Here is a 20999-nt window from a genome sequence, read left to right as displayed (position 1 = left end):
CGGGTTTTTGTTTAAAAGACAACCCATGCCACGCTCACCCCCCCCACCCCCACCCCACCGGCCGGGCCCGCACCCGTGGGGGCCGGGCCACGGCCTGTTCCGTGACGCCCTCCCTCACCCTTCACGGGTCGGCCGCGCCCGCATCGGGACGGTTTCACGTGAAACGGGGCGGATGGCCGCATGGTGTGGGGGTGATGATGGACGGGGAGGGAGCGGGGCTTGTTTCACGTGAAACAAGCGGGGCGAGCCGCCGCCCGGTAACCCCCTCCGGACCCGAAAATACCCGGGTGGGGACCTCCACCCTGTCCAGTACGATATTGACGTTGCGTAAAGCAAATCATCACTCACCGTAGCGACTTGGGAGCAGCCGGCAATGGCTCGACACCTCATCACCAGCGCCCTTCCGTACATCAACGGGATCAAGCACCTGGGCAACATGGTGGGGTCCATGCTCCCGGCCGATGTGTACTCCCGGTATCTGCGGCAGCGCGGTCACGACGTCCTCTACATCTGCGCGACCGACGAGCACGGCACGCCCGCGGAGCTGGCGGCGAAGGACGCGGGGCAGTCCGTCGCCGAGTTCTGCACCGAGCAGCACCACAAGCAGAAGGCGATCTACGACGGCTTCGGGTTGGAGTTCGACCACTTCGGCCGGAGCTCCTCGCGGGAGAACGTCGAGCTGACCCAGCACTTCGCGCGCAAGCTGCACGAGAACGGCTTCATCGAAGAGCGGGCCATCCGCCAGGTCTACTCGAACGCCGACGGCCGCTTCCTGCCGGACCGCTACATCGTCGGCACCTGCCCGCACTGCGGCTACGACAAGGCGCGCGGCGACCAATGTGAGAACTGCACCCGGGTCCTGGACCCGACGGACCTGATCGACGCCCGCTCGGCGATCAGTGGCAGCGGTGACCTGGAGGTCCGCGAGACCACGCACCTCTTCCTCCTCCAGTCGAAGCTCCAGCACGAGGTCGAGGGCTGGCTGGCCGGCAACGGCAGCAAGGAGTGGCCGACCCTGGCGTCGTCCATCGCCCACAAGTGGCTGACCGAGGGCCTCCAGGACCGGGCGATCACCCGCGACCTGGACTGGGGCGTGCCGGTGCCGGCCGATGTGTGGCCGGAGCTGGCCGCCGCGGGCAAGGTCTTCTACGTCTGGTTCGACGCCCCGATCGAGTACATCGGCTCGACGAAGGAGTGGGCGGACCAGGCGCCGGAGGAGCGCGACTGGAAGTCGTGGTGGTACGAGGCCGATGACGTCCGCTACACGGAGTTCATGGCCAAGGACAACGTGCCGTTCCACAGCGTGATGTTCCCGGCGACGCAGCTGGGGACCCGCGAGCCGTGGAAGCGGGTCGACTTCCTCAAGGCCTTCAACTGGCTCAACTACTACGGCGGGAAGTTCTCCACGTCGCAGAAGCGCGGCATCTTCACCGATGCGGCGCTGGAGCTGCTGCCCGCCGACTACTGGCGCTACTTCCTGATGGCGCACGCCCCGGAGTCGGACGACACGTCCTTCACCTGGGAGCTGTTCTCCGCCTCGGTCAACAAGGACCTGGCCGACACCCTCGGCAACTTCGTCAACCGGGTGCTCTCGTTCTCGCGGAAGCGGTTCGGCGACGACGTGCCGGCCGGTGCCGAGGCCGGCGCCGCCGAGCAGAAGCTGGGCGAGGAGATCGCCGGGCTGCTCGCGGAGTACGAGGGCCACATGGAGGCACTCCAGTTCCGCAAGGCGACGGCCTCGCTGCGCGCCCTGTGGAGCGCGGGCAACTCCTACCTGGAGGAGAAGGCTCCGTGGCTGGAGATCAAGACGGACAAGGACGCGGCGGCGCTGACGCTGCGGACCGCGATGAATCTGATCCACCTCTACGCGGTGGTCTCCGAGCCGCTCATCCCGGCGTCGGCGAAGGCCATGCGGGGCGCGTTCGCCCTGGAGAGCGACACCGCCGCCTGGGTGTCGCAGGAGGAGGCGAAGGCGCTGGCGTTCGTGCCCGCCGGGACGCCGTTCACGGTGCCGCCGGTGCTCTTCGCGAAGATCACCGAGGATGACCTGGCGGCGTACCGGGAGCAGTTCGGCGGCAACGAGGGCTGAGGCCCGACGCCCGGAGCTGACACAGCACGAGGACGCCCCTGGACCGGTCCGGTCCGGGGGCGTCCTCGTTGTGCGGTCCGGGGAGGCGCAGGGCCGCCGCGGGATGCACGAGGGCCCGGGACCGCCGCTGCGGCGGTCCCGGGCCCTCGTGCGGTCCTACTTGGTCGGCTTGTACGGCGTCGGCTTCGCCGGGCCGGTCCGGATGCTCAGGTGCAGCTCCTTCAGGCGGGCCTCGTCGACCTCGGACGGGGCGCCCATCAGCAGGTCCTGGGCGTTGCCGTTGAGCGGGAAGGCGATCGTCTCGCGGATGTTCGGCTCGTCGGCCAGCAGCATCACGATCCGGTCGACGCCCGGGGCGATACCACCGTGCGGCGGGGCGCCGAACTTGAAGGCGCGGAGCATGCCGCCGAACTCGGCCTCCACGGTCTCCTTGTCGTAACCGGCGATCGCGAACGCCTTGTACATGACCTCCGGCTCGTGATTACGGATCGCGCCGGAGGACAGCTCGGTACCGTTGCAGACGATGTCGTACTGCCAGGCGAGGATGTCCAGCGGATCCTTGGTCTCCAGCGCCTCCAGGCCGCCCTGCGGCATGGAGAACGGGTTGTGGGAGAACTCGACCTTGCCGGTGTCCGCGTCGCGCTCGAACATCGGGAAGTCGACGATCCAGCAGAAGCGGAACTCGCCCTCGACGAAGTGGCCGGCGCGCTTGGCGGCCTCGACGCGGACGGCGCCCATGATCTTGGAGACCTCGTCGAACTCGCCGGCGCCGAAGAAGACGGCGTGCCCGGGCTTGAGGTCGAGGGCCGTGACCAGCGCCTTGACGTCGTCGTCGGTGAGGAACTTGGCGATCGGGCCGCTGAGCGCGTTGCCATCGCCGACCCGGACCCACGCCAGGCCCTTGGCACCCTGCGCGACGGCGAAGTCGCCCAGCTGGTCGAAGAACTTCCGCGGCTGGTCAGCGGTGTCCGGCACGGCCAGCGCGCGGACGTGCTTGCCGGCGAACGCCTTGAAGCCGGAGTTCGCGAAGACGTCGGAGACGTCCACCAGCTCCAGCTCGGCGCGCAGGTCCGGCTTGTCGGAGCCGTACTTGAGCATCGCCTCGCGGAACGGGATGCGTGGGAAGGGCGAGGTGACCGTGCGGCCGTTGCCGAACTCGGTGAAGAGCTCGGTCATCAGCTGCTCGATCGGCTGGAAGACGTCCTCCTGCTCGACGAAGCTCATCTCGACGTCGAGCTGGTAGAACTCGCCCGGCGAGCGGTCCGCACGGGCGTCCTCGTCGCGGAAGCAGGGCGCGATCTGGAAGTAGCGGTCGAAGCCGGCGATCATCAGCAGCTGCTTGAACTGCTGCGGGGCCTGCGGCAGCGCGTAGAACTTGCCGGCGTGCAGACGGGACGGGACCAGGAAGTCGCGGGCGCCCTCAGGGGAGGTCGCGGACAGGATCGGGGTCGCCATCTCGTTGAAGCCGAGCGCCACCATCTTGTGCCGGATCGCGGAGATCACGGCCGTGCGCAGCATGATGTTGCGGTGCATGCGCTCGCGGCGCAGGTCGAGGAAGCGGTATTCGAGGCGCTTCTCCTCGTTGACACCGTCATCGGCGTTGATGGTGAAGGGGATCTGCTCGGCAGCACCGAGCACCTCGACCTCGGTGACCTCGATCTCGATCTCACCGGTCGGCAGGTCGGGGTTGACGTTGTCGGCGCCACGGGCGCTGACCTTGCCGTCGACGCGGACGACGGTCTCCTTGGTCAGCGAGCCGAGGACCTCGTTGGCCGGGGTGCCGGGGCGGGCGACGAGCTGCACGAGACCGTGGTGGTCACGCAGATCGATGAAGAGGATGCCGCCCAGGTCGCGTCGATTGTGCAGCCAGCCGCTGAGACGGACGTCGGTGTCGACGTCCGCGGCTCGGAGCTCGCCGCAGTTATGGGACCGGTACCGATGCATCGCTCATCCAAGTCGTCGCGAGTCGAGGTGGGGAGTTGACGGGCGAGAAGGGGAGATACGAGGCTCGCGCGCCCGATCGATCGCCTTGTGGATCACCCGAAAGACCACCCCAGGAGTGGCATAACCGCTCCAGGTTACCGCCCGACTCCAACGAGCTGGTTGACATATACCCATCAGGGTCCCCCCGGCGGGAAACCGGCCCTCCGGGCTGCGACGATGGTCACGTCCGGCTCGCTGGCCGGGCCACGTCAAATCCACCTAAAGTGATGCAATGCGCACCGAGGACCTCCTGGCCGCCATCGCGACCGGCCTGTGGCGCTGGGACAACGCATCCGGCCGAGTGGCCCTCGACGCCGAAGCGGCCCGGCTGCTGGGGCTTCCCGCCGAGCCGACCGAACTCACCGAGGCCGCCGTGCGCTCGCGTTTTCATCCCGTCGACTTCGCCGAGATCAACGGTGTCATCCAGCTCGCGGTCTCCGAGGGGACGGTCGCCGAGGCGCGGCTGCGCATCATGGACGAGCGCGGGCGGGTGCTGCGCATCGTCCGCTCCCGCTCCCTGCCCCGGATCGTCAACGGCGACTTCGAACTGGTCGGCACCCTCCAAGAGGTGCCCGAACCACAGCCCGGCACCTCGGCGGCGCGGACCCCGGTCACCGGCGACTGGCGCCGCTCGCGCGAGGCGTTCCTGCTGGACGCGGGCCGGGCCCTGGCCGAGGCACGGTCCACCGCCGAGGTGCTGCGGGTGACGGCCGGACTCTCCATGCCCGGGTTCGTGCCGGACGGCCTGGCGGTCTTCGGCATCCAGGGCGACCGGCTCTCGGTGATCGGCCACCACGGTCACCTCCCCGGCGACGAACTGCCCTTCTCCGAGATGACGCTGGAGACCGAATTCCCGGCCGCCGAGGTCGTGCGGACCGGCCGGGCCATCTACCTCCCCACCCCGGAGGAGTACCAGCGCCGCTACCCCGCCACGTGGTCCCTGGCGGCCCACTTCGACCACAGTTCCTGGGCGTACCTCCCCCTGATCAACGCGGGCCGGACGATCGGCGCCTGGAAGGCCGGGTTCGCCCAGCCGGTCGCCTTCACACCGGACGAGCGCTCGGTGCTGACCACCGTCGCCCGGATGCTGGCCCAGGCGCTGGCCAGGGCCGGAGTGCAGGAGTCGCAGCACGAACTGGCCGTGGGGTTGCAGCGGAGCATGATGCCCACGGTGCAGCCGGACATCCCCGGGATGGCGGTCGCGGCCCGCTACGTACCGACCGGCGGCGGTCTGGAGGTCGGCGGCGACTGGTACGACATGATCCCGCTGCCGTCCGGGCGGATCGCGCTGGTCATCGGGGACGTCCAGGGACACGACGTACGGGCCGCCGGCCTGATGGGACAGCTGCGGATCGCGCTGCGCGCCTACGCCTCCGAGGGCCACCACCCCGATGCGGTGCTCTCCCGGGCCTCCCGCTTCCTCGCCGGGATCAACGAGACCGAGTTCCGCGGCCACGGCGAGGACCAGCGCTTCGCGACCTGTCTGTACGTCGAGGTGGACCCGGCGACCGGGTTGCTGGACGTGGCCCGGGCCGGCCACCCCGACCCGGCGATCCGGATGGCCGACGGCACGGTGATGCTGCGGCCCACGTCGGGCGGGCTGCCGCTGGGCATCGACCCGGACAGCGACTACCCCACCACCCGGATCGTCCTGGAGCCCGGAGAGACCATGCTGGTCTGCACCGACGGACTGATCGAGACCGGCGGACACGACCTGGAGACCGGCTGGGGGCGGCTGCGCAACGTCTTCGAAGCGCACCGCGCCGGCACGGACGAAGGGGTCGCGGAGAGCCTGGAGCGGCTGGCCGACGGCCTGGTCCAGGCCGTGCACGGCCCGTCGTCGCACCACACCACCGGTCCGCTGGTGGACCGCCGCGAGGACGACATCGCCCTGCTGCTGCTCTCCCGCGAGAGCGCCAGCTGTGGCCTGGACGCCGGGGACCGGCTCGTACAACGGCCCGGGCGGCGCACGGTGTTCTCCGTCGCGCAGGCGGAGCCGGAGCGGATCGCCGCGGCCCGCCGCCAGATGCGCGATGTGCTCCACGACTGGAGCGACCCGGACCAGGTCGACTCCGCGGTACTGCTGGTCTCCGAGATCGTCACCAATGTGCTGACGCACACCGACGGGGACGCGCTGCTGGTCGCCGAGGTCTCCGGGGAGCGCGGCACCCGGCGCCTCCGGGTCGATGTCGCCGACGGCAGCGACGAGTTGCCGCACCGCCGCCGGCCCGGTGAGCTGGCCTCCTCGGGGCGTGGTCTGGTGCTGTTGGAGCTGCTGGCCGGGGCGTGGGGGGTGGACCCGCGCGGGGACGGCAAGTCGACGTGGTTCGAGCTCTACGAGGACGCCGGGACGCCGGAGGAGCCGTCCGGTCCGGTGTCACCGGGCTCCGCGGAGTCCGTGCCCGAGCCCGCCGCGTAGTGCTTGCGCAGTTCGTGGAGGACACCGGAGACGGCCGCGGTCAGCGGGACGGACAGCAGCATGCCGAGGATCCCGGCGACGCTCGCACCCGCGGTGATCGCCAGCATGACGACGGCCGGGTGCATCTGGACCGTACGGCTCTGGATCATCGGCTGGAGCACATGGCCCTCCAGCACCTGAACGGCGAGCACCACCCCGAGCGCCCAGAGCGCGATCACGAAGCCGCGGTCCGCGAACGCCACCAGGATCGCCACCGCGCCCGAGATGAACGCGCCGAGGTAGGGGATGTAGGCGCCGACGAAGACCAGTGCGCCCAGGCCGAGAGCACCGGGAACGTCCAGGATCAGCAGGCCGACGGTGATGCAGATGGCGTCGATCAGCGCGATGAAGGTGGTGCCGCGCATGAAGCCCTCGATGGACTGGAAGCCGCGGCGGGCCATCCGTTCCAACTGCGGCGCCGAGTCGCCCGGCGCCCAGTCGTGCAGCGCGCGGACCGCCTTGTCGGAGTCGCGCAGGAAGAAGAAGGTCAGGAACAGGGCCAGCACCGCCGCGGCGATGAACTGCCCCACGATGCTCACGCCGGCGAGCAGCCCGGAGGCCGCGGTGCTGCCGAACTTGGTGACCAGCGTCTTGGCGTTGGTGGCGAGGTCGCTGAGCGAATTCCCGGCCGCCCCGAAGTGCTTGGTGAGGTCCGTCGCCACGTCCTTGAGCGAGGCGACGATCTGGTCCCCGGTGTCGACCAGCGCGCTGACCACGACGTATCCGGCCCCGCCGACCACGACCATCAACACGGCGCAGGTCAGCCCGGCCGCCAGGGAGCGGTTGAGCCGCATCGCCACCAGCCGCCGGTACATCGGACCGAGCAGCGCACTCCCCAGCAGTGCCAGCAGTACGGGCGTGACCGCGGCGCTCAACTCGACGCAGAGCCATACGCCGACGGCCAGCACCGCCGCCACCAGCAGTCCCGCGGCGCACCAGGCCGCGGCGCGGCGGGCCTCGATCGGAAGCAGCGGCAAAGAGCGCGGCGGCCGGCCGGGCTCGGCGCCGCTCCGGTCTTGATCCGAGTCGTTTCGCACCCGGACAGTCCACCACGGCAGCGGCCGTTGACGGGTATTGGACGGGCACAGCACGGCTCGGGACTCGGCCGGCGCCATGGCGTTTCACGTGAAACATGAGTGCGGGGGCGGTGTTTCACGTGAAACACCGCCCCCGCGATCCCGCCTTCGGCGGCCGCTCAAAGCGCGTCGGCGGGAATCGTCCCCAGCCGGCCGGCCTGGAAGTCCTCGAAGGCCTGGGCCAGTTCGGCGTGGGTGTTCATGACGAACGGTCCGTAGTGCATCATCGGCTCGCGGATCGGCAGCCCGCCCAGCAGCACCACCTCGAAGTTGGGGCTGCGCGACTCCTGGCTCTCATCGGCCCGGATCGTGAGCGCGTCTCCCTCTCCAAAGACCACCACCTGGCCCATATGGAACGGGCGGCCCTCCGGGCCGGCCGTGCCACTGCCGGCCAGGGCGTAGGCGAGACCGTTGAAGTCCGTACGCCAGGGCAGCGTCACCTGAGCACCCGGGCTCACCGTCAGATGCATCATCGTGATCGGGGTGTGGGTGATGCCCGGTCCCTGATGGCCGTCGATGTCACCGGCGATCAGCCGCAGCAGCGCACCGCCGTCTGCGGAGGTCAGCAGCTTGACCTGGCCGCCACCGATGTCCTGGTAGCGCGGCGCCATCATCTTGTCGCTCTTCGGGAGGTTCACCCACAGCTGGAGGCCGTGGAAGAGGCCGCCCGACATGACCAGCGACTCCGGCGGCGCCTCGATGTGCAGCAGACCGGAGCCCGCCGTCATCCACTGGGTGTCGCCGCCGTTGATGACCCCGCCGCCACCGTGCGAGTCACGGTGCACGAACGTGCCGTCGATCAGATACGTCACGGTCTCGAAGCCGCGGTGCGGGTGCCAGGGGGTGCCCTTGGGCTCTCCGGGCGCGTACTCCACCTCGCCCATCTGATCCATCATGATGAACGGGTCGAGGTGCTTGTAGTCGATCCCGGCGAAGGCACGGCGCACCGGGAAGCCCTCGCCCTCGAAACCGCTCGGGGCGGTGGCGACGGCCAGCACAGGCCGGGTGCGCGCCCCGGCGGGTGCGGCCACCTTCGGCAGGGTCAGCGGATTCTCTACGGTCACAGCAGGCATGACGGGCCTCCTTGGTCGTTCGCGCTTCAATCAAGTTAGTTGAAAGCTGAACAACTTGCAAGGCGTGCGACATTCCCGCTTCTGCTCTACCGGTGTTTCCGCAGGTCAGACAGGAGACAGCGGGGCAAGCACGGGCCGCCCCGGGGAGAAGCGTCAGCCGTACATGCGGCGCATGGCGAAGTCGACCATCTGCTCCACGGCCTTGGCGTCGAAGACCATCCGGTGGTCACCCTCCATGTCGAGGACGAACCCGTAGCCGGTCGGCAGCAGGTCGAGCACCTCGGCGCCGGTGATCACGAAGTACTTGGACTCCTTGCCGGCGTACCGGCGCAGCTCCTTGAGCGAGGTGAACATCGGGATGACCGGCTGCTGGGTGTTGTGCAGCGCCAGGAAGCCGGGGTTGTCACCGCGCGGGCAGTAGACCTTGGACGTCGAGAAGATGCCCTGGAAGTCCTCGGCCGACATCGAACCGGTGGTGAAGGCGCGCACCGCGTCGGCGAGGGAGGGCGGGGACGGCTCGGGATACAGCGGCTGCTCGCCGTAGCCCCCGGGGGCCGGTTGCTGCGGCGGGGGCGGCGCTCCGTACTGCTGCCCGGCGCCCGCGTTCTGGTCGTAGCCGTACATGCGCCACAGCGTACTGATTCGGGGGTCGCGTGGGGGACGCTCGTCACAGATCGGCCGTTAGGGGTTGCTTCTTATTACTGATGGGTAGCATCATCGTAGCTACTTGCTGGTATTGCGTATCGAGGTCCATCCCTCGCATCGAGGTCTTCCTCGTACGAGGCCCTCCCGAACCCTTACGGAGCCGTACCCATGGGGCACTACAAGTCGAATCTCCGCGACATCGAGTTCAACCTCTTCGAGGTGTTCGGCCGTGACAGCGTGTACGGCACCGGACCGTTCGCGGAGATGGACGTCGACACCGCCAAGAGCGTGCTGTCCGAGATCGCCCGGCTGTCGGAGAACGAGCTGGCCGACTCGTACGCCGACGCCGACCGGAACCCCCCGGTCTTCGACCCGGACACCAACACCGCGCCGGTCCCGGACAGCTTCAAGAAGAGCTACCAGGCGTACATGGACGCCGAGTGGTGGCGCCTGGGCATCCCGGAGGAGATCGGCGGCACCACCACGCCGCGCTCGCTGCTGTGGGCCTTCGCCGAGTCCATCCTGGGCTCGAACCCGGCGGTGTGGATGTACGCCTCCGGCCCGGCCTTCGCCGGTGTGCTCTTCGAGGAGGGCACCGAGCAGCAGAAGCACATCGCGAAGCTCGCCACGGAGAAGGGCTGGGGCTCCACCATGGTGCTGACCGAGCCCGACGCCGGCTCGGACGTCGGCGCCGGCCGCACCAAGGCCGTCAAGCAGGAGGACGGCTCCTGGCACATCGAGGGCGTGAAGCGCTTCATCACGTCCGGTGAGCACGACATGGCGGACAACATCCTCCACTACGTCCTCGCCCGCCCCGAGGGCCACGGCCCCGGCACCAAGGGCCTCTCCCTCTTCCTCGTGCCGAAGTACGAGTTCGACTTCGAGACCGGCGAGCTGGGCGAGCGGAACGGCGTCTACGCCACCAACGTCGAGCACAAGATGGGCCTCAAGGCGTCCAACACCTGCGAGATGACCTTCGGCGACCGCCACCCCGCCAAGGGCTGGCTCATCGGCGAGAAGCACGACGGCATCCGCCAGATGTTCCGGATCATCGAGTTCGCGCGGATGATGGTCGGCACCAAGGCGATAGCCACCCTCTCCACCGGCTACCTCAACGCCCTGGAGTACGCCAAGGAGCGCGTGCAGGGCGCGGATCTGGCCGCGTTCACCGACAAGGCCGCGCCGCGCGTCAGCATCACCCACCACCCCGACGTGCGCCGCTCGCTGATGACGCAGAAGGCGTACGCCGAGGGGATGCGCGCCCTGGTGCTGTACACCGCCACCGTCCAGGACGAGATCCTGGTCAAGGAGGCCGCCGGCGAGGACGCCTCCGCCGTGCACGCGCTGAACGACCTGCTGCTGCCGATCGTCAAGGGCTACGGCTCGGAGAAGTCCTACGAGCAGCTGGCCCAGTCGCTGCAGACCTTCGGTGGCTCCGGCTACCTCCAGGAGTACCCGATCGAGCAGTACATCCGGGACTCCAAGATCGACACCCTCTACGAGGGCACCACCGCCATCCAGGGGCAGGACTTCTTCTTCCGGAAGATCGTCCGCAACCAGGGCGCGGCGCTGACCCAGCTGGCGGGGGCCATCAAGAAGTTCCTGGCCGACGCCGAGGGCGGCGCCGAGCTGGAGCAGGCCCGCGGCGAGCTGGCCAAGGCCGCCGAGTCCCTTGAGGCGATCGTCGGCGCCATGCTGACCGACCTGGCCGCCACGGAGAAGGACGTCAAGTCCATCTACAAGGTCGGCCTGAACACCACCCGCCTCCTGCTGGCCTCCGGTGACGTCGTCGTCGGCTACCTGCTCCTCAAGGGCGCCGCGGTGGCGGCCGAGAAGCTGCCCGATGCGTCGTCGAAGGACAAGTCGTTCTACGCCGGCAAGATCGCCGCCGCGAAGTTCTTCGCGCACAACGTCCTGCCGGGCGTCGCGCTCCAGCGCTCCCTGGCCGAGTCGATCGACCAGTCCCTGATGGAGCTCGACGAGGCCGCGTTCTGAGCCCACGCTGAGTCCTGACGGTCCGGGACCTGTTCCCGGACCGTCACCGGGTTCTCAGGAACCTCTCAGAATCACTGCTCACACTGATGGTGCCCGCCTCCCTTCCCCCGGGGAGGCGGGCATCGTCATGCTGGGGCGGATGGTGCGGACGGCCCACCGCTTCCCGTAGGGCCTGGGTGGACCGGAAATCACTCGTTTCGTCGGCGCCTCCGCTCTGGAATGGGGAAATCGTGGCCGGAAGGCAATGGAGTCGCACCCCAAGGGCACCCGGAAGAGCGGAGTTGGCTCCTTATGCTGAATCCATGACCAACTCCGCCCGCTTCGACCGCGGCCACACCGACGACTTGATGTCCTTCCTCGCCGCCAGCCCCTCGCCGTACCACGCGGTGGCGAACGCGGCGGAGCGGCTGGAGAAGGCCGGCTTCCGACAGGTGGCGGAGACCGACGAGTGGGACGGCCAGAGCGGCGGCAAGTACGTGCTGCGCGGCGGCGCGATCATCGCCTGGTACGTGCCCGAGGGCGCGAGCCCGGCGACCCCGTACCGCATCGTCGGGGCGCACACCGACTCCCCCAACCTCCGCGTCAAACCGATCCCGGACACCGGCGCCCGCGGCTGGCGGCAGATCGCCGTCGAGATCTACGGCGGCACGCTGCTCAACACCTGGCTCGACCGCGACCTGGGGCTCAGCGGCCGGGTGACGCTGAGCGACGGCAGCACCCGGCTGGTCACCGTGGACCGGCCGCTGCTGCGGGTGCCGCAGCTGGCCGTGCACCTGGACCGGTCGGTGAACGTCGAGGGCCTCAAGCTCGACAAGCAGCGCCACATGACGCCGATCTGGGGCCTGGGCGAGGTCGCCGAGGGCGATCTGATCGCGTTCGTGGCCGAGGAGATCGGGGTCCTGGCCGAGGACATCAAGGGCTGGGACCTGATGGTGCACAGCGTGGAAGCGCCCGCCTACCTCGGGCGCGACCGCGAACTGGTCGCCGGGCCGCGGATGGACAACCTGCTGTCCGTGCACGCCGGTACGGCCGCGCTCACCGCGGCGGCCACCGCCGGCGGCCAGTCGACCAGCATCCCGGTGCTGGCCGCCTTCGACCACGAGGAGAACGGCAGCCAGTCGGACACCGGCGCCGACGGCCCGCTGCTCGGCACGGTGCTGGAACGTTCGGTCTTCGCCCGCGGCGGCACGTACGAGGACCGGGCGCGGGCCTTCGCCGGCACCATCTGCCTGTCGTCGGACACCGGGCACGCCGTGCACCCCAACTACAGCGACCGGCACGAGCCAGGGCACCACCCGATGCCCAACGGCGGGCCGATCCTCAAGGTCAACGTCAACCAGCGGTACGCGACCGACGGCAGCGGGCGGGCGGTGTTCGCCGCGGCCTGCGAACGGGCCGGGGTGCCCTGGCAATCCTTCGTGTCACACAACGCGATGCCGTGCGGCACCACGATCGGCCCGATCACCGCGGCCCGACACGGCATCCAGACCGTCGACATCGGTGTCGCGATCCTGTCCATGCACTCGGCGCGCGAGCTGTGCGGCGCCCAGGACCCGTACCTGCTGGCGAACGCCCTGACAGCATTCCTGGAGAGCTGAGTTGGAATTCTCACTGCTCGGCCCGATCTCCGTGACGAGCGGCTCCCATGAGCTGCCGCTCGGGCCCGCCAAACGGCGCAGTGTGCTGGCACTGCTGCTTCTGCAGCCCAACACCACCGTCCCACTGGAGCAGTTGATCGACTCCCTGTGGGAGGACGAACCACCCGAGCACGCCCGGACGGTCGTACAGGGGCACGTCTCGCGGCTGCGCGCCACGCTGGCCACGGGCGGCGCCGAGGCGTACGGCATCGAGCTGGCCACCCATGGCTCGGCCTATCTGCTGCGGATGCCGGAGGAGCTGATCGACGCCCACCGGTTCGGTGAACTGGCCACGCTGGCCCGCCCGGAGGCGGCACCGGCCGATGCGGTCCCGCTGCTGCGCGAGGCGCTGGGGCTGTGGCGCGGGCCCGCACTGACCGGCACGGTCACCAGCCCGCCGTTCGCGGCCGCCGCGCACGCCCTGGAGGAGCGCAGGCTGTCCGCCGTCGAGGCGCTGGCCCGGGCGTACGGCGCGCTCGGTGAGCACGAACAAGCCGCGGCCGTGCTGTACTCCGCGGCCGTCAACCACCCGTTGCGGGAAGGGCTGATCGCCGCGCTGATGCGGGCGCTGTTCCGGACCGGGCGGCAGTCCGATGCGCTGGAGTGGTACCACCGCACCCGACGGCTGCTCAGCGAGGAACTGGGCGTCGATCCGGGCGAGCGACTGCGGTCGGCGTACGAGGAGATCCTGCGGGCGGAGGCCACCGACGGCGACCGGAAGGCCGCGGAGCCGGCGCGCGGGGCCACGGGCGCCCCGGCCGACGGGCGCGCGTTTCACGTGAAACATGGCGGCGGCACGCAGCCCTCCGACGACGGGGGCACGGACGGGGCCGGCGCGACGGGCACGAGGGCGAGTGCACAAGGCGGCCAGGACGGGACCGGCCGAGGCGGGGCCGGTGCGGCGCCCCGGCTGCTCCCCAGACCGCCCGCCCGATTCCTGGGTCGCGAGGCCGAACTGAACGCCCTGACCCATGTGTTGACGGACCGTACGTCCGAGGAGAGCCCGCTGGCGGTCGTCGCGGGCCCGGCCGGGGTCGGCAAGACCGCGTACGCGGTGCAGTGGGCGCATCTGCACGCCGGCGCCTTCCCCGACGGTCAGCTCTTCGCCGACCTGCGCGGCTTCGGCGGGGGCGATGAGGCGGCACCGGCCGAGATCCTGCGTGACTTCCTCCAGGCGCTCGGCACACCGCCGGAGCGGGTGCCCAGCTCCGCTCAGGCCGCCTCGGCGCTGTTCCGCTCGCTGGTCGCCGAACGACGGCTGCTGGTCGTCCTGGACAATGCGCGGAGTTCGGCGCAGGTACGGCCGCTGCTGCCCGGTGGCCCGCACTGCGCCACGGTCGTCACCAGCCGCAGCCGGCTCGACGGTCTGGTCGCCACGGACTGCGCCCGGCCGGTGGGCCTCCAGGCCCTCGGCCACGAGGAGGGCGCGGCACTGCTCGGCGCCATGCTCGGGTCGGAACGGGTCGCGGAGGACCCGGCCGCGGCCCGGGAACTGGTGGACCTGTGCGACGGATTGCCGCTGGCGCTCCGGGCCGCGGCGGCGCAGCTGACCGCCCGGCCGCGCTGGCGGCTGGCCCGGCTGGCCTCGGCGCTGCGCGATGAGCGGCGGCGGCTGGCACTGCTGTCGGCGGAGGACACCGGGATAGCGGCGGCGCTCCGGGTGTCCGTCGCCCGGCTGTCCGCGGACGACGCCCGACTGCTCCGGGCGTTGGCGAACAGTCCCGACGGGCATCTCAATGCGTCAGCGGCGGCGGCGCTCGCCGGGTACGACCAGGAGCGCACCCAAGACGGGCTCGAACGGCTCGCGGAGATGCACCTGGTGGACGAAGAGGCCACCGATGTCTACACGATCAGCGCCCTGACCCAGCTGTTCGCCCGGGACGAGGGCGGGGAGGGCGCCCGACGGCCGGAGGGCGGCGACGGAACGGAACCCGGCGGGTCGGGCGGGTCGGGCGGACGCCCGGGTGGCGGGGCCGGCTGAGCTCCGCCACGACGGGGGCGCCCGCGTTAGGCAGGCGTTAGTGGTACGGCAGCGGCGGTCGGCAACCTTGTGGACAGACCGCAGGACAGGCCGGGCCGAACGTGCCGGGCCGGACCGCGGGGCGCGCCACCGCGCCCCGCCGACCGGGGGAGATCGGATATGCCACGCACCGACGCCACCAGCGCCGCCCGTACCCCCCGCTCGGTCCGCCGCCGTACGCTGCGGATCGCCGCGGCCGGGCTGACCGCGGTCGCCGCGCTCACCCTCACCGCCTGCGGCGGCCAGGACAACCCGCTCAAGACCAGCGACGCCAAGCCGTTCAACCCGGCCCCCCAGGACGCCAAGGACCCGGCGGCCAACGGCACGCAGAACGGGCAGGGCAACACCACCGGGGCGGACAAGGGCGACGGCGGTACGGCGGGGAAGAGCGGTAAGGACGGCAAGGGCAGCAAGGACGGCAAGGACAACACCACCGCCGCGGAAAGCGCGCCCCATGGCGGGAAGCAGAGTTCGACGGGCGGTTCGCACCCGTCCACTGCCGGCGGGGGCCGGGGATCCGGTGCCCGGCGCACCGCCTGCAACGCCGCGAAGATCCGCACCGTGGCGAAGCCGCTGACCCGTCCGATCAACCATCTGCTGCTACAGGCCACCAACACCTCCGGCGCCACCTGCGACCTCTACGCCTACCCCTACCTGCAGTTCGACCAGGCCCAAGCGGCGGTGGCCGAGATGCCGGACAGCAAGCCGCAGGCCGTGGTCACCCTGGCGCCGGGGGAGTCGGGCTACGCCAGCGTGCTGCTGTCCCTCGCCGACGGTGCCGAGCACGGCCACAACGCGACCTCGCTCTCCGTCAGCCTCGCCGGCCGCGACGGCCAGGGGAGCGTCGGCGGCTCGGCGAACGTCGGGCTCCCGGGCGGCTCGTCGTACATCGACGACGGCGTGCGGGTGTCGTACTGGCAGGCCGACCCGAACGACGCGGCCTCCTGGTGATCCGGGTCGTCACCTGGACGACGACCCACCACCCCTAAAGCAGGGCGCCCGCGATTCCCCCGGCGGGCGCCCTTTTCCTTCTGCCGCCATCCCCCTCACGCAGCGGACGATGCAGCCGCCGGGTCGCCCGCGGTCTGTCCCGTCATGTCCCAGCAGGCACCTGCCGGTGTCCCGAAAACACCGGCCGTCCGGCACGTCCCAACAGGTCACAGCCTTGTGAGCCGGAAAGCGCATCCCACGGTTCGGGGAGCGGCCGCCCACCGGCCGGGGCCCGTCCCACCATGGTCTCCGTCGTCGCGAGGTGATCCCGCGGACGGCGCCACGGACCGATGACGCGGAGGGGCACGGCATGGAGGAACACGGCACCACGCAACCGGGGGACCGCACAACCCTCGTGCCGGGCATGGGATCCGCGTTCCGCCGGACGCTGCTGCGACGGGTGCTTCCCGCGGTCGCCGCGGCGGGTCTCGGCATCACCGGGATCGCCGGGGTCGCGCACGGCGCCGCCGGTGGGGCGCAGCGGACCGCTGCCGCCGACTTCCCCACCTGGGGTACCCGTTGGGTGGTGCACGCCGACGCCGACACCCGCTCCCCCGCCGTCGGGATGATCAACGCGTACGCGCCGGGGAAGGACCGGATCACCGCCGACTACCAGGTGGACACCGGCCGTCGGGTGTGCGAGGGCAGCGCCTGTTCGAGCTACATCGCCCACATCACCGGGCCGGTCAGCGGATTCGTCACCGTGGTCGCGGTGGCCATCCCGCAGGACCGGCTGCCGGGCATACCGGTCCAGGGCGGGCCGCCGCCGCAGCCCGGCGTCTCGCGCCAGGAGATGTTGGCGCGCGCCGCCACCTGGCTGACCGCCGACAACGGGGCGCAGGTCCCGTACAGCCAGGCCACGGTCTGGAAGGACGGTTACCGGCAGGACTGCTCCGGCTACGTGGCGATGGCCCTCCGGCTGCCGACGCCGGGCACCAACACCGTGGGCCTGGCCACCGATCGCGGTCTCACCCGGCCCCTCCCACTCGGCGAGTTGAAGGGCGGCGACCTGCTCATCGACGCGACGGGGGACAACAACAACCGGCACGTCGTCATCTTCGAGAAGTGGAACGACGCCGCGCATTCCTCGTACACCGCCTTCGAGCAGCGCGGTGGCCACGGCACCGACCACCGGAGCCTGACCTACGGCCTGCCGGGCGGCGACGCCGAGTTCAAGCCGTATCGACCCGTGGCGTTCGCCGACTGAACGGCGCCGGCGAGCAGGGGGCGGGGCACGTCCAGCTGATCCGGCTCGGAATCCACCGGGCCGCAGCGCGCTGTTTCACGTGAAACGTCACCGAACGGTCCGGGTTCGTTCCGGATCGCGTAACGAGGGGCACTTCCGTCACAGGGGAGCGGAAGTGCCCCTCGCACGCGCATGTCCACTGTGCTGGAATGCGAGACGTGCCTGGCCATGAGAACCACGCCACGAACATCCGACGCAAACCACTGGCCCCGCTCCCGGCCGAACTCTCCGGTCCCGTCCGGGACTTTGTCTCCGCGCTACGCCGCATGCACGGCGAACTGGGCTACAGCCTCCAGGAGCTGGCGGGGCGGCTGCCGGCCAGCCGCTCGTCCCTCTCGCGCTATCTGCGCGGCCAGAGCCTGCCCGACGAGCGGCTGCTGGTGCAGTGGTGCAAGCTCTCCTTCACGGGCGAGGACCGGCTGCCCGCGCTGGTGGAACTGCTGCACCACGCCCAGGAGGCGGCGGACGAAGCGCCGGCGCCCGCTCAGGAGTCCCCCACCGGGGCCGGGCAGGGGTCGGCAGAGCCGGAGGAACCAGAAGGTGCGGAGGGCACGGAAGGTGCGGAAGGTGCGGAAGGCGCCGAACCACGGGACGTAGCGCCGGGACGGCGCCGGCTGCGGCTGGTGCTCGCCGGGCTCGGCACCGCCGCCGTCCTCGCCGGGGCCGCGTTCGCCGTTGTGGCGCTGACCGGCCCGGACACCGGCGGCCGGGTGGACGGGAGCGGCGCCGGCCGAGCGCCGGCCGCATCGGGCGCGGGACCGGCCACCGGATCCGCCCGGATCACCGTGAACAACGTCGAACGGGCCTGCCAGCACAGTCGCACCGACTACTGCGCGCTCGGGCTGGCGCGCGACCCCTATGCGCCGTACCTGCGGCCCAATGTCGTGGGCCACGTCTGGCACGGCGATGAGCTGCACGCCGTCTGCAAGATCGCCGACGGGCTCACCGTCACCGATGAGGCGGGCGGGCACAGCAGCATCTGGTTCCGGGTCGACCACGGCGGCGGGCCGGCCTGGATGCCGGGCATCCGCGTCCGGCCCGAACAGCTCGACGACGGCCTGCCCCGGTGCCCGAACTGATCAGGCCCGGGTTTAGCCGTCCGTGCCGGGGAAAGACGAGCCGGGGGCCGTGCGGAACGTACCCGCCCTGGCCCCGGGAGCGGCAGTCGCTAGCGTGGCCGTGCCATGACATAGCCGCCTCGCTGTCCGCAGTACCTCACTGGGGGAACCTTCCATGACCGCACGCCGCACCCGTCGCCGCTCCGCCGCGTACGCCGCGCTGGCCCTCGGCCTGGCCGGATCGCTCGCCCTGACCGGCTGCAACAGCAACTCCTCGAAGTCGAAGAAGAGCTCGTCTTCCTCGTCCTCCAAGAGCAAGAAGCGCAAGATCATCGGTGGTGGCGCCGCAGCGGCGGGAGTGGGCGCCGGCGCGGCGGCCCGCCGTCACGTGTCGAACTGCAACCTCACCACCGCCCGACTCCACTTCGGCCAGCAGTCGGGCCCCAAGGGGTATGTGACCGTGCGGTACGAGAACGCCTCCAGCAGGCTGAGCTGCACGCTGTACGACGCACCGCTGCTGTCCTTCAACCAGGGGAAGACCCCGCTGCCGATGGTGAAGCCCGGCTCTGGCCAGCTCGTCACCCTCCGCCCGCACCGCACCGCCTACGCGGTCATCCCGACCACCACCCCCGCCGCCCTGGGCACCAAGCAGAAGAACGTGGCCGTCCAATTCATGGGCCGGTCCAAGGGTTCCCGGACCACCGAGCAGCCCGTGACGTACGACTTCGCGGCGAAGTACGCCACGATCTCCGTCGGCCAGAGCAAGGTCACCAACTGGTACAGCACCCTCACCGCGGCCGAGCGGGAAGCCGGCGTCGGCAACTGACCCCGACCGCCGGCCTCCCGCGGTCCGCACGCGTAGCCCCGGCACCGGCCGGGGCTACTCCGCGTCCAGCCCCGCCAGCACGAGCCCCAGCCGGGCCGCGCCGCCCTCGGTGATCCGGATCGGAACGCCCCAGTCCTGCTGGTGCACATGGCAGGCCGGGTACTCGATGTCCGGGTCGTCGTCGCAGGACGCGGCCATCGCCGAGACGTGCAGCACGCCCTCGGTCACACCGTCCGCGAGGGCCAGGTCGCGCGCCAGGTCGGTGCCCGCGCCCGCCCCGTCGGCGAGCAGCTCCGGCGGCGTGGCGCTGACCAGCAGCCGCGTCGAGGGGCCGTAGCGGGTGTCGAGCTTCTGCCCGGCCGGGGCCTGGAAGACCACGTCCAGCCGGAGCGTGCCGCCGGCGATGTCGGTCGCGGCCCGCTGGGTGCGGTGGGCCACCGACTCGACCCGAACCGCCTCCTCGGGCAGCCGGAGCCGGGTCAGCCGGTGCCGCGCGGACTCCACCACCACGATGTCGTCGTCGGCGAGGACCGCCGCGGAGGGTTCCCGCAGGTCGGTGGCGAGCGTGGTCACCGCACCGGTCGCCGGGTCGTAGCGGCGCAGTGCGTGGTTGTAGGTGTCCGCGATGGCGACCGAGCCGTCGGGGAGCGCGGTCACGCCCAGCGGATGCTGGAGCAGGGCCTGCTCGGCGGCGCCGTCGCGGTGCCCGAAGTCGAAGAGTCCGGTGCCGACGGCCGTGCGGACCACGTAGCCGTCCCCCGGGGCGTCCGCCTCGCCGTTCGTCTCCCGCTCGATCCAGCGCACCGCGCTGGTCTCCGAGTCGGCGATCCACAGCCGGTCGCCGGCCGCCGCGAGCCCGGAGGGCTGGGCGAACCACGCCTCCTCCGCGGGGCCGTCCACAAGGCCCTCATTGGTGGTGCCGGCCGCCACCGCCACCGTGCCGTCGGCCGGGTCGTAGGTCCAGATCTGGTGGACCCCGGCCATCGCGATCCACAGCCGGTCCTGCCACCAGGAGAGGTCCCATGGCGAGGAGAGGTCCACCTCGCGTGCCGGGCCCGCGGTCGGCGAGCCCTGCCACCACTGCTTGCCGGTACCGGCCACGGTCTCCAGGGCGCCGGTTTCGGGGTCGAAGACCCGGACGGCGTGGTTGACGGTGTCCGCGACGGCGACCGTGCCGTCGGGCAGCAGCGCCAGCCCCTGCGGCTCGTTGAAGGTGTCCGGGCCCAGCCCGCGCTCGCCGGTCCCGATCCGGCGCAGCACCTGCTCACCGTCGGCCGCCAGCTCCACCAGCTGGTGCCGGGTGGTGTCGGAGACGAGGAAGGTGCCGCCGGGCAGTCGCACCGCCTTGCCGGGGAAGCGGAGGTCGGTGGCGACCGGCTCCGGCGGAACGTAGGGGCCGTCGCCGCGCCGCAGCGTGCCCTTCGCGGTGTGCTCGGCGATCAGCTCCTCGACGAGCTTCTCGATGGCGTGCGCATGGCCCTCACCCGCGTGCTGGGCCACGACGTAGCCCTCGGGGTCGATCACCACCAGCGTCGGCCAGGCCCGCACCGCGTACTGCTTCCAGGTCGCCAGCTCGGGGTCGTCGAGGACGGGGTGCTCGACGCCGTACCGCTCGACGGCGTCGACGACGGCCTGGTGGTCGGCCTCGTGCACGAACTTCGGGGAGTGCACGCCGATGATCACGACCGAGTCGCGGTGGCGCTCCTCCAGCTCCCGCAGCTCGTCCAGGACGTGCAGACAGTTCACACAGCAGAACGTCCAGAAATCGAGGATGACAATGCGTCCTCGCAGGTCGGGGAGGGTGAGGTCGTTTCCGCCGGTGTTGAGCCAACCGCCCTTGCCGATCAGCTCGGGGGCCCGGACGCGCGTACGTGAAGCCATGTGGACATTCAACGTCACTCCG

The 20999-nt window shown here is 70.9% G+C and carries 14 protein-coding genes; 9 read left to right on the top strand and 5 right to left on the bottom strand.

The window, feature by feature from the left end; all coding sequences use genetic code 11:
- The first annotated feature begins 373 nt into the window (after positions 1-373).
- Positions 374-2089, top strand: a complete 1716-nt coding sequence (gene metG / locus ACFVT2_RS02505; RefSeq protein ID WP_390011076.1) for a methionine--tRNA ligase — start codon at positions 374-376, stop codon at positions 2087-2089.
- A gap of 156 nt (positions 2090-2245) precedes the next feature.
- Here metG and aspS read toward each other — a convergent pair whose 3' ends face one another.
- Positions 2246-4033, bottom strand: coding sequence for an aspartate--tRNA ligase (gene aspS, locus ACFVT2_RS02500; protein ID WP_390011075.1), 1788 nt, complete (start codon positions 4031-4033; stop codon positions 2246-2248).
- 271 nt (positions 4034-4304) lie between these two features.
- On the opposite strand from aspS, the gene ACFVT2_RS02495 reads away from it, so the two are divergent.
- Positions 4305-6491 (top strand): SpoIIE family protein phosphatase, encoded by a 2187-nt coding sequence (locus ACFVT2_RS02495; RefSeq protein ID WP_390011073.1) that lies wholly within the window; start codon positions 4305-4307, stop codon positions 6489-6491.
- Here the strand turns inward: ACFVT2_RS02495 and ACFVT2_RS02490 are convergent.
- From ACFVT2_RS02490 to ACFVT2_RS02480, 3 genes are all read right to left on the bottom strand, one after another.
- Positions 6407-7567 carry an AI-2E family transporter gene (locus ACFVT2_RS02490; protein ID WP_390011072.1) on the bottom strand — a complete coding sequence of 387 codons (1161 nt, stop codon included), beginning with the start codon at positions 7565-7567 and terminating at the stop codon, positions 6407-6409. The two genes, ACFVT2_RS02495 and ACFVT2_RS02490, sit on opposite strands and share 85 nt — an antisense overlap.
- Positions 7568-7725: 158 nt before the next feature.
- Complete coding sequence (locus tag ACFVT2_RS02485; RefSeq protein WP_390011070.1) at positions 7726-8679, bottom strand: pirin family protein; 954 nt, start codon at positions 8677-8679, stop codon at positions 7726-7728.
- A gap of 153 nt (positions 8680-8832) precedes the next feature.
- Entirely contained in the window at positions 8833-9303 is a 471-nt protein-coding gene (locus ACFVT2_RS02480) for an SseB family protein (protein ID WP_016571781.1), read from the bottom strand.
- Between the two features lie 189 nt (positions 9304-9492).
- Between ACFVT2_RS02480 and ACFVT2_RS02475 the strand changes: the two genes are divergently transcribed.
- From ACFVT2_RS02475 to ACFVT2_RS02445, 7 genes are all read left to right on the top strand, one after another.
- Entirely contained in the window at positions 9493-11319 is a 1827-nt protein-coding gene (locus ACFVT2_RS02475; RefSeq protein WP_390011068.1) for an acyl-CoA dehydrogenase, read from the top strand.
- Between the two features lie 302 nt (positions 11320-11621).
- Positions 11622-12917 carry a M18 family aminopeptidase gene (locus ACFVT2_RS02470; protein ID WP_390011066.1) on the top strand — a complete coding sequence of 432 codons (1296 nt, stop codon included), beginning with the start codon at positions 11622-11624 and terminating at the stop codon, positions 12915-12917.
- A gap of 1 nt (position 12918) precedes the next feature.
- Positions 12919-14937, top strand: coding sequence for a BTAD domain-containing putative transcriptional regulator (locus ACFVT2_RS02465; RefSeq protein WP_390011065.1), 2019 nt, complete (start codon positions 12919-12921; stop codon positions 14935-14937).
- A gap of 159 nt (positions 14938-15096) precedes the next feature.
- Complete coding sequence (locus ACFVT2_RS02460; RefSeq protein ID WP_390011063.1) at positions 15097-15927, top strand: DUF4232 domain-containing protein; 831 nt, start codon at positions 15097-15099, stop codon at positions 15925-15927.
- Between the two features lie 349 nt (positions 15928-16276).
- Positions 16277-17173, top strand: coding sequence for a hypothetical protein (locus tag ACFVT2_RS02455; RefSeq protein WP_390011062.1), 897 nt, complete (start codon positions 16277-16279; stop codon positions 17171-17173).
- 188 nt (positions 17174-17361) lie between these two features.
- Entirely contained in the window at positions 17362-18291 is a 930-nt protein-coding gene (locus ACFVT2_RS02450) for a helix-turn-helix transcriptional regulator (RefSeq protein WP_390011060.1), read from the top strand.
- A 154-nt stretch (positions 18292-18445) separates the two neighbouring features.
- The gene (locus ACFVT2_RS02445; protein WP_390011058.1) at positions 18446-19096 is read left to right on the top strand and encodes a DUF4232 domain-containing protein; all 651 of its coding nucleotides are present in this window, start codon (positions 18446-18448) and stop codon (positions 19094-19096) included.
- A 54-nt stretch (positions 19097-19150) separates the two neighbouring features.
- Here ACFVT2_RS02445 and ACFVT2_RS02440 read toward each other — a convergent pair whose 3' ends face one another.
- Positions 19151-20977, bottom strand: coding sequence for an NHL domain-containing thioredoxin family protein (locus tag ACFVT2_RS02440; protein ID WP_390011056.1), 1827 nt, complete (start codon positions 20975-20977; stop codon positions 19151-19153).
- Positions 20978-20999 lie beyond the last annotated feature (22 nt).

It is taken from the genome of Streptomyces sp. NPDC058000, from assembly GCF_042886435.1.
Taxonomy (GTDB): domain Bacteria; phylum Actinomycetota; class Actinomycetes; order Streptomycetales; family Streptomycetaceae; genus Streptomyces.
The sequence above is the reverse complement of the archived record's forward strand: the minus strand, read 5'-3'. Positions and strand labels throughout refer to the sequence as shown.

What these genes read in the sequence shown, in the direction of transcription:
- ACFVT2_RS02495 (WP_390011073.1), top strand. Translation starts at nt 4,305, where the DNA reads ATGCGCACCGAGGACCTCCTGGCCGCCATCGCGACCGGCCTGTGGCGC.
- aspS (WP_390011075.1), bottom strand. Translation starts at nt 4,033, where the DNA reads ATGCATCGGTACCGGTCCCATAACTGCGGCGAGCTCCGAGCCGCGGAC.
- ACFVT2_RS02455 (WP_390011062.1), top strand. Translation starts at nt 16,277, where the DNA reads ATGGAGGAACACGGCACCACGCAACCGGGGGACCGCACAACCCTCGTG.
- ACFVT2_RS02485 (WP_390011070.1), bottom strand. Translation starts at nt 8,679, where the DNA reads ATGCCTGCTGTGACCGTAGAGAATCCGCTGACCCTGCCGAAGGTGGCC.
- ACFVT2_RS02445 (WP_390011058.1), top strand. Translation starts at nt 18,446, where the DNA reads ATGACCGCACGCCGCACCCGTCGCCGCTCCGCCGCGTACGCCGCGCTG.
- metG (WP_390011076.1), top strand. Translation starts at nt 374, where the DNA reads ATGGCTCGACACCTCATCACCAGCGCCCTTCCGTACATCAACGGGATC.
- ACFVT2_RS02470 (WP_390011066.1), top strand. Translation starts at nt 11,622, where the DNA reads ATGACCAACTCCGCCCGCTTCGACCGCGGCCACACCGACGACTTGATG.
- ACFVT2_RS02440 (WP_390011056.1), bottom strand. Translation starts at nt 20,977, where the DNA reads ATGGCTTCACGTACGCGCGTCCGGGCCCCCGAGCTGATCGGCAAGGGC.
- ACFVT2_RS02450 (WP_390011060.1), top strand. Translation starts at nt 17,362, where the DNA reads ATGCGAGACGTGCCTGGCCATGAGAACCACGCCACGAACATCCGACGC.
- ACFVT2_RS02460 (WP_390011063.1), top strand. Translation starts at nt 15,097, where the DNA reads ATGCCACGCACCGACGCCACCAGCGCCGCCCGTACCCCCCGCTCGGTC.
- ACFVT2_RS02480 (WP_016571781.1), bottom strand. Translation starts at nt 9,303, where the DNA reads ATGTACGGCTACGACCAGAACGCGGGCGCCGGGCAGCAGTACGGAGCG.
- ACFVT2_RS02475 (WP_390011068.1), top strand. Translation starts at nt 9,493, where the DNA reads ATGGGGCACTACAAGTCGAATCTCCGCGACATCGAGTTCAACCTCTTC.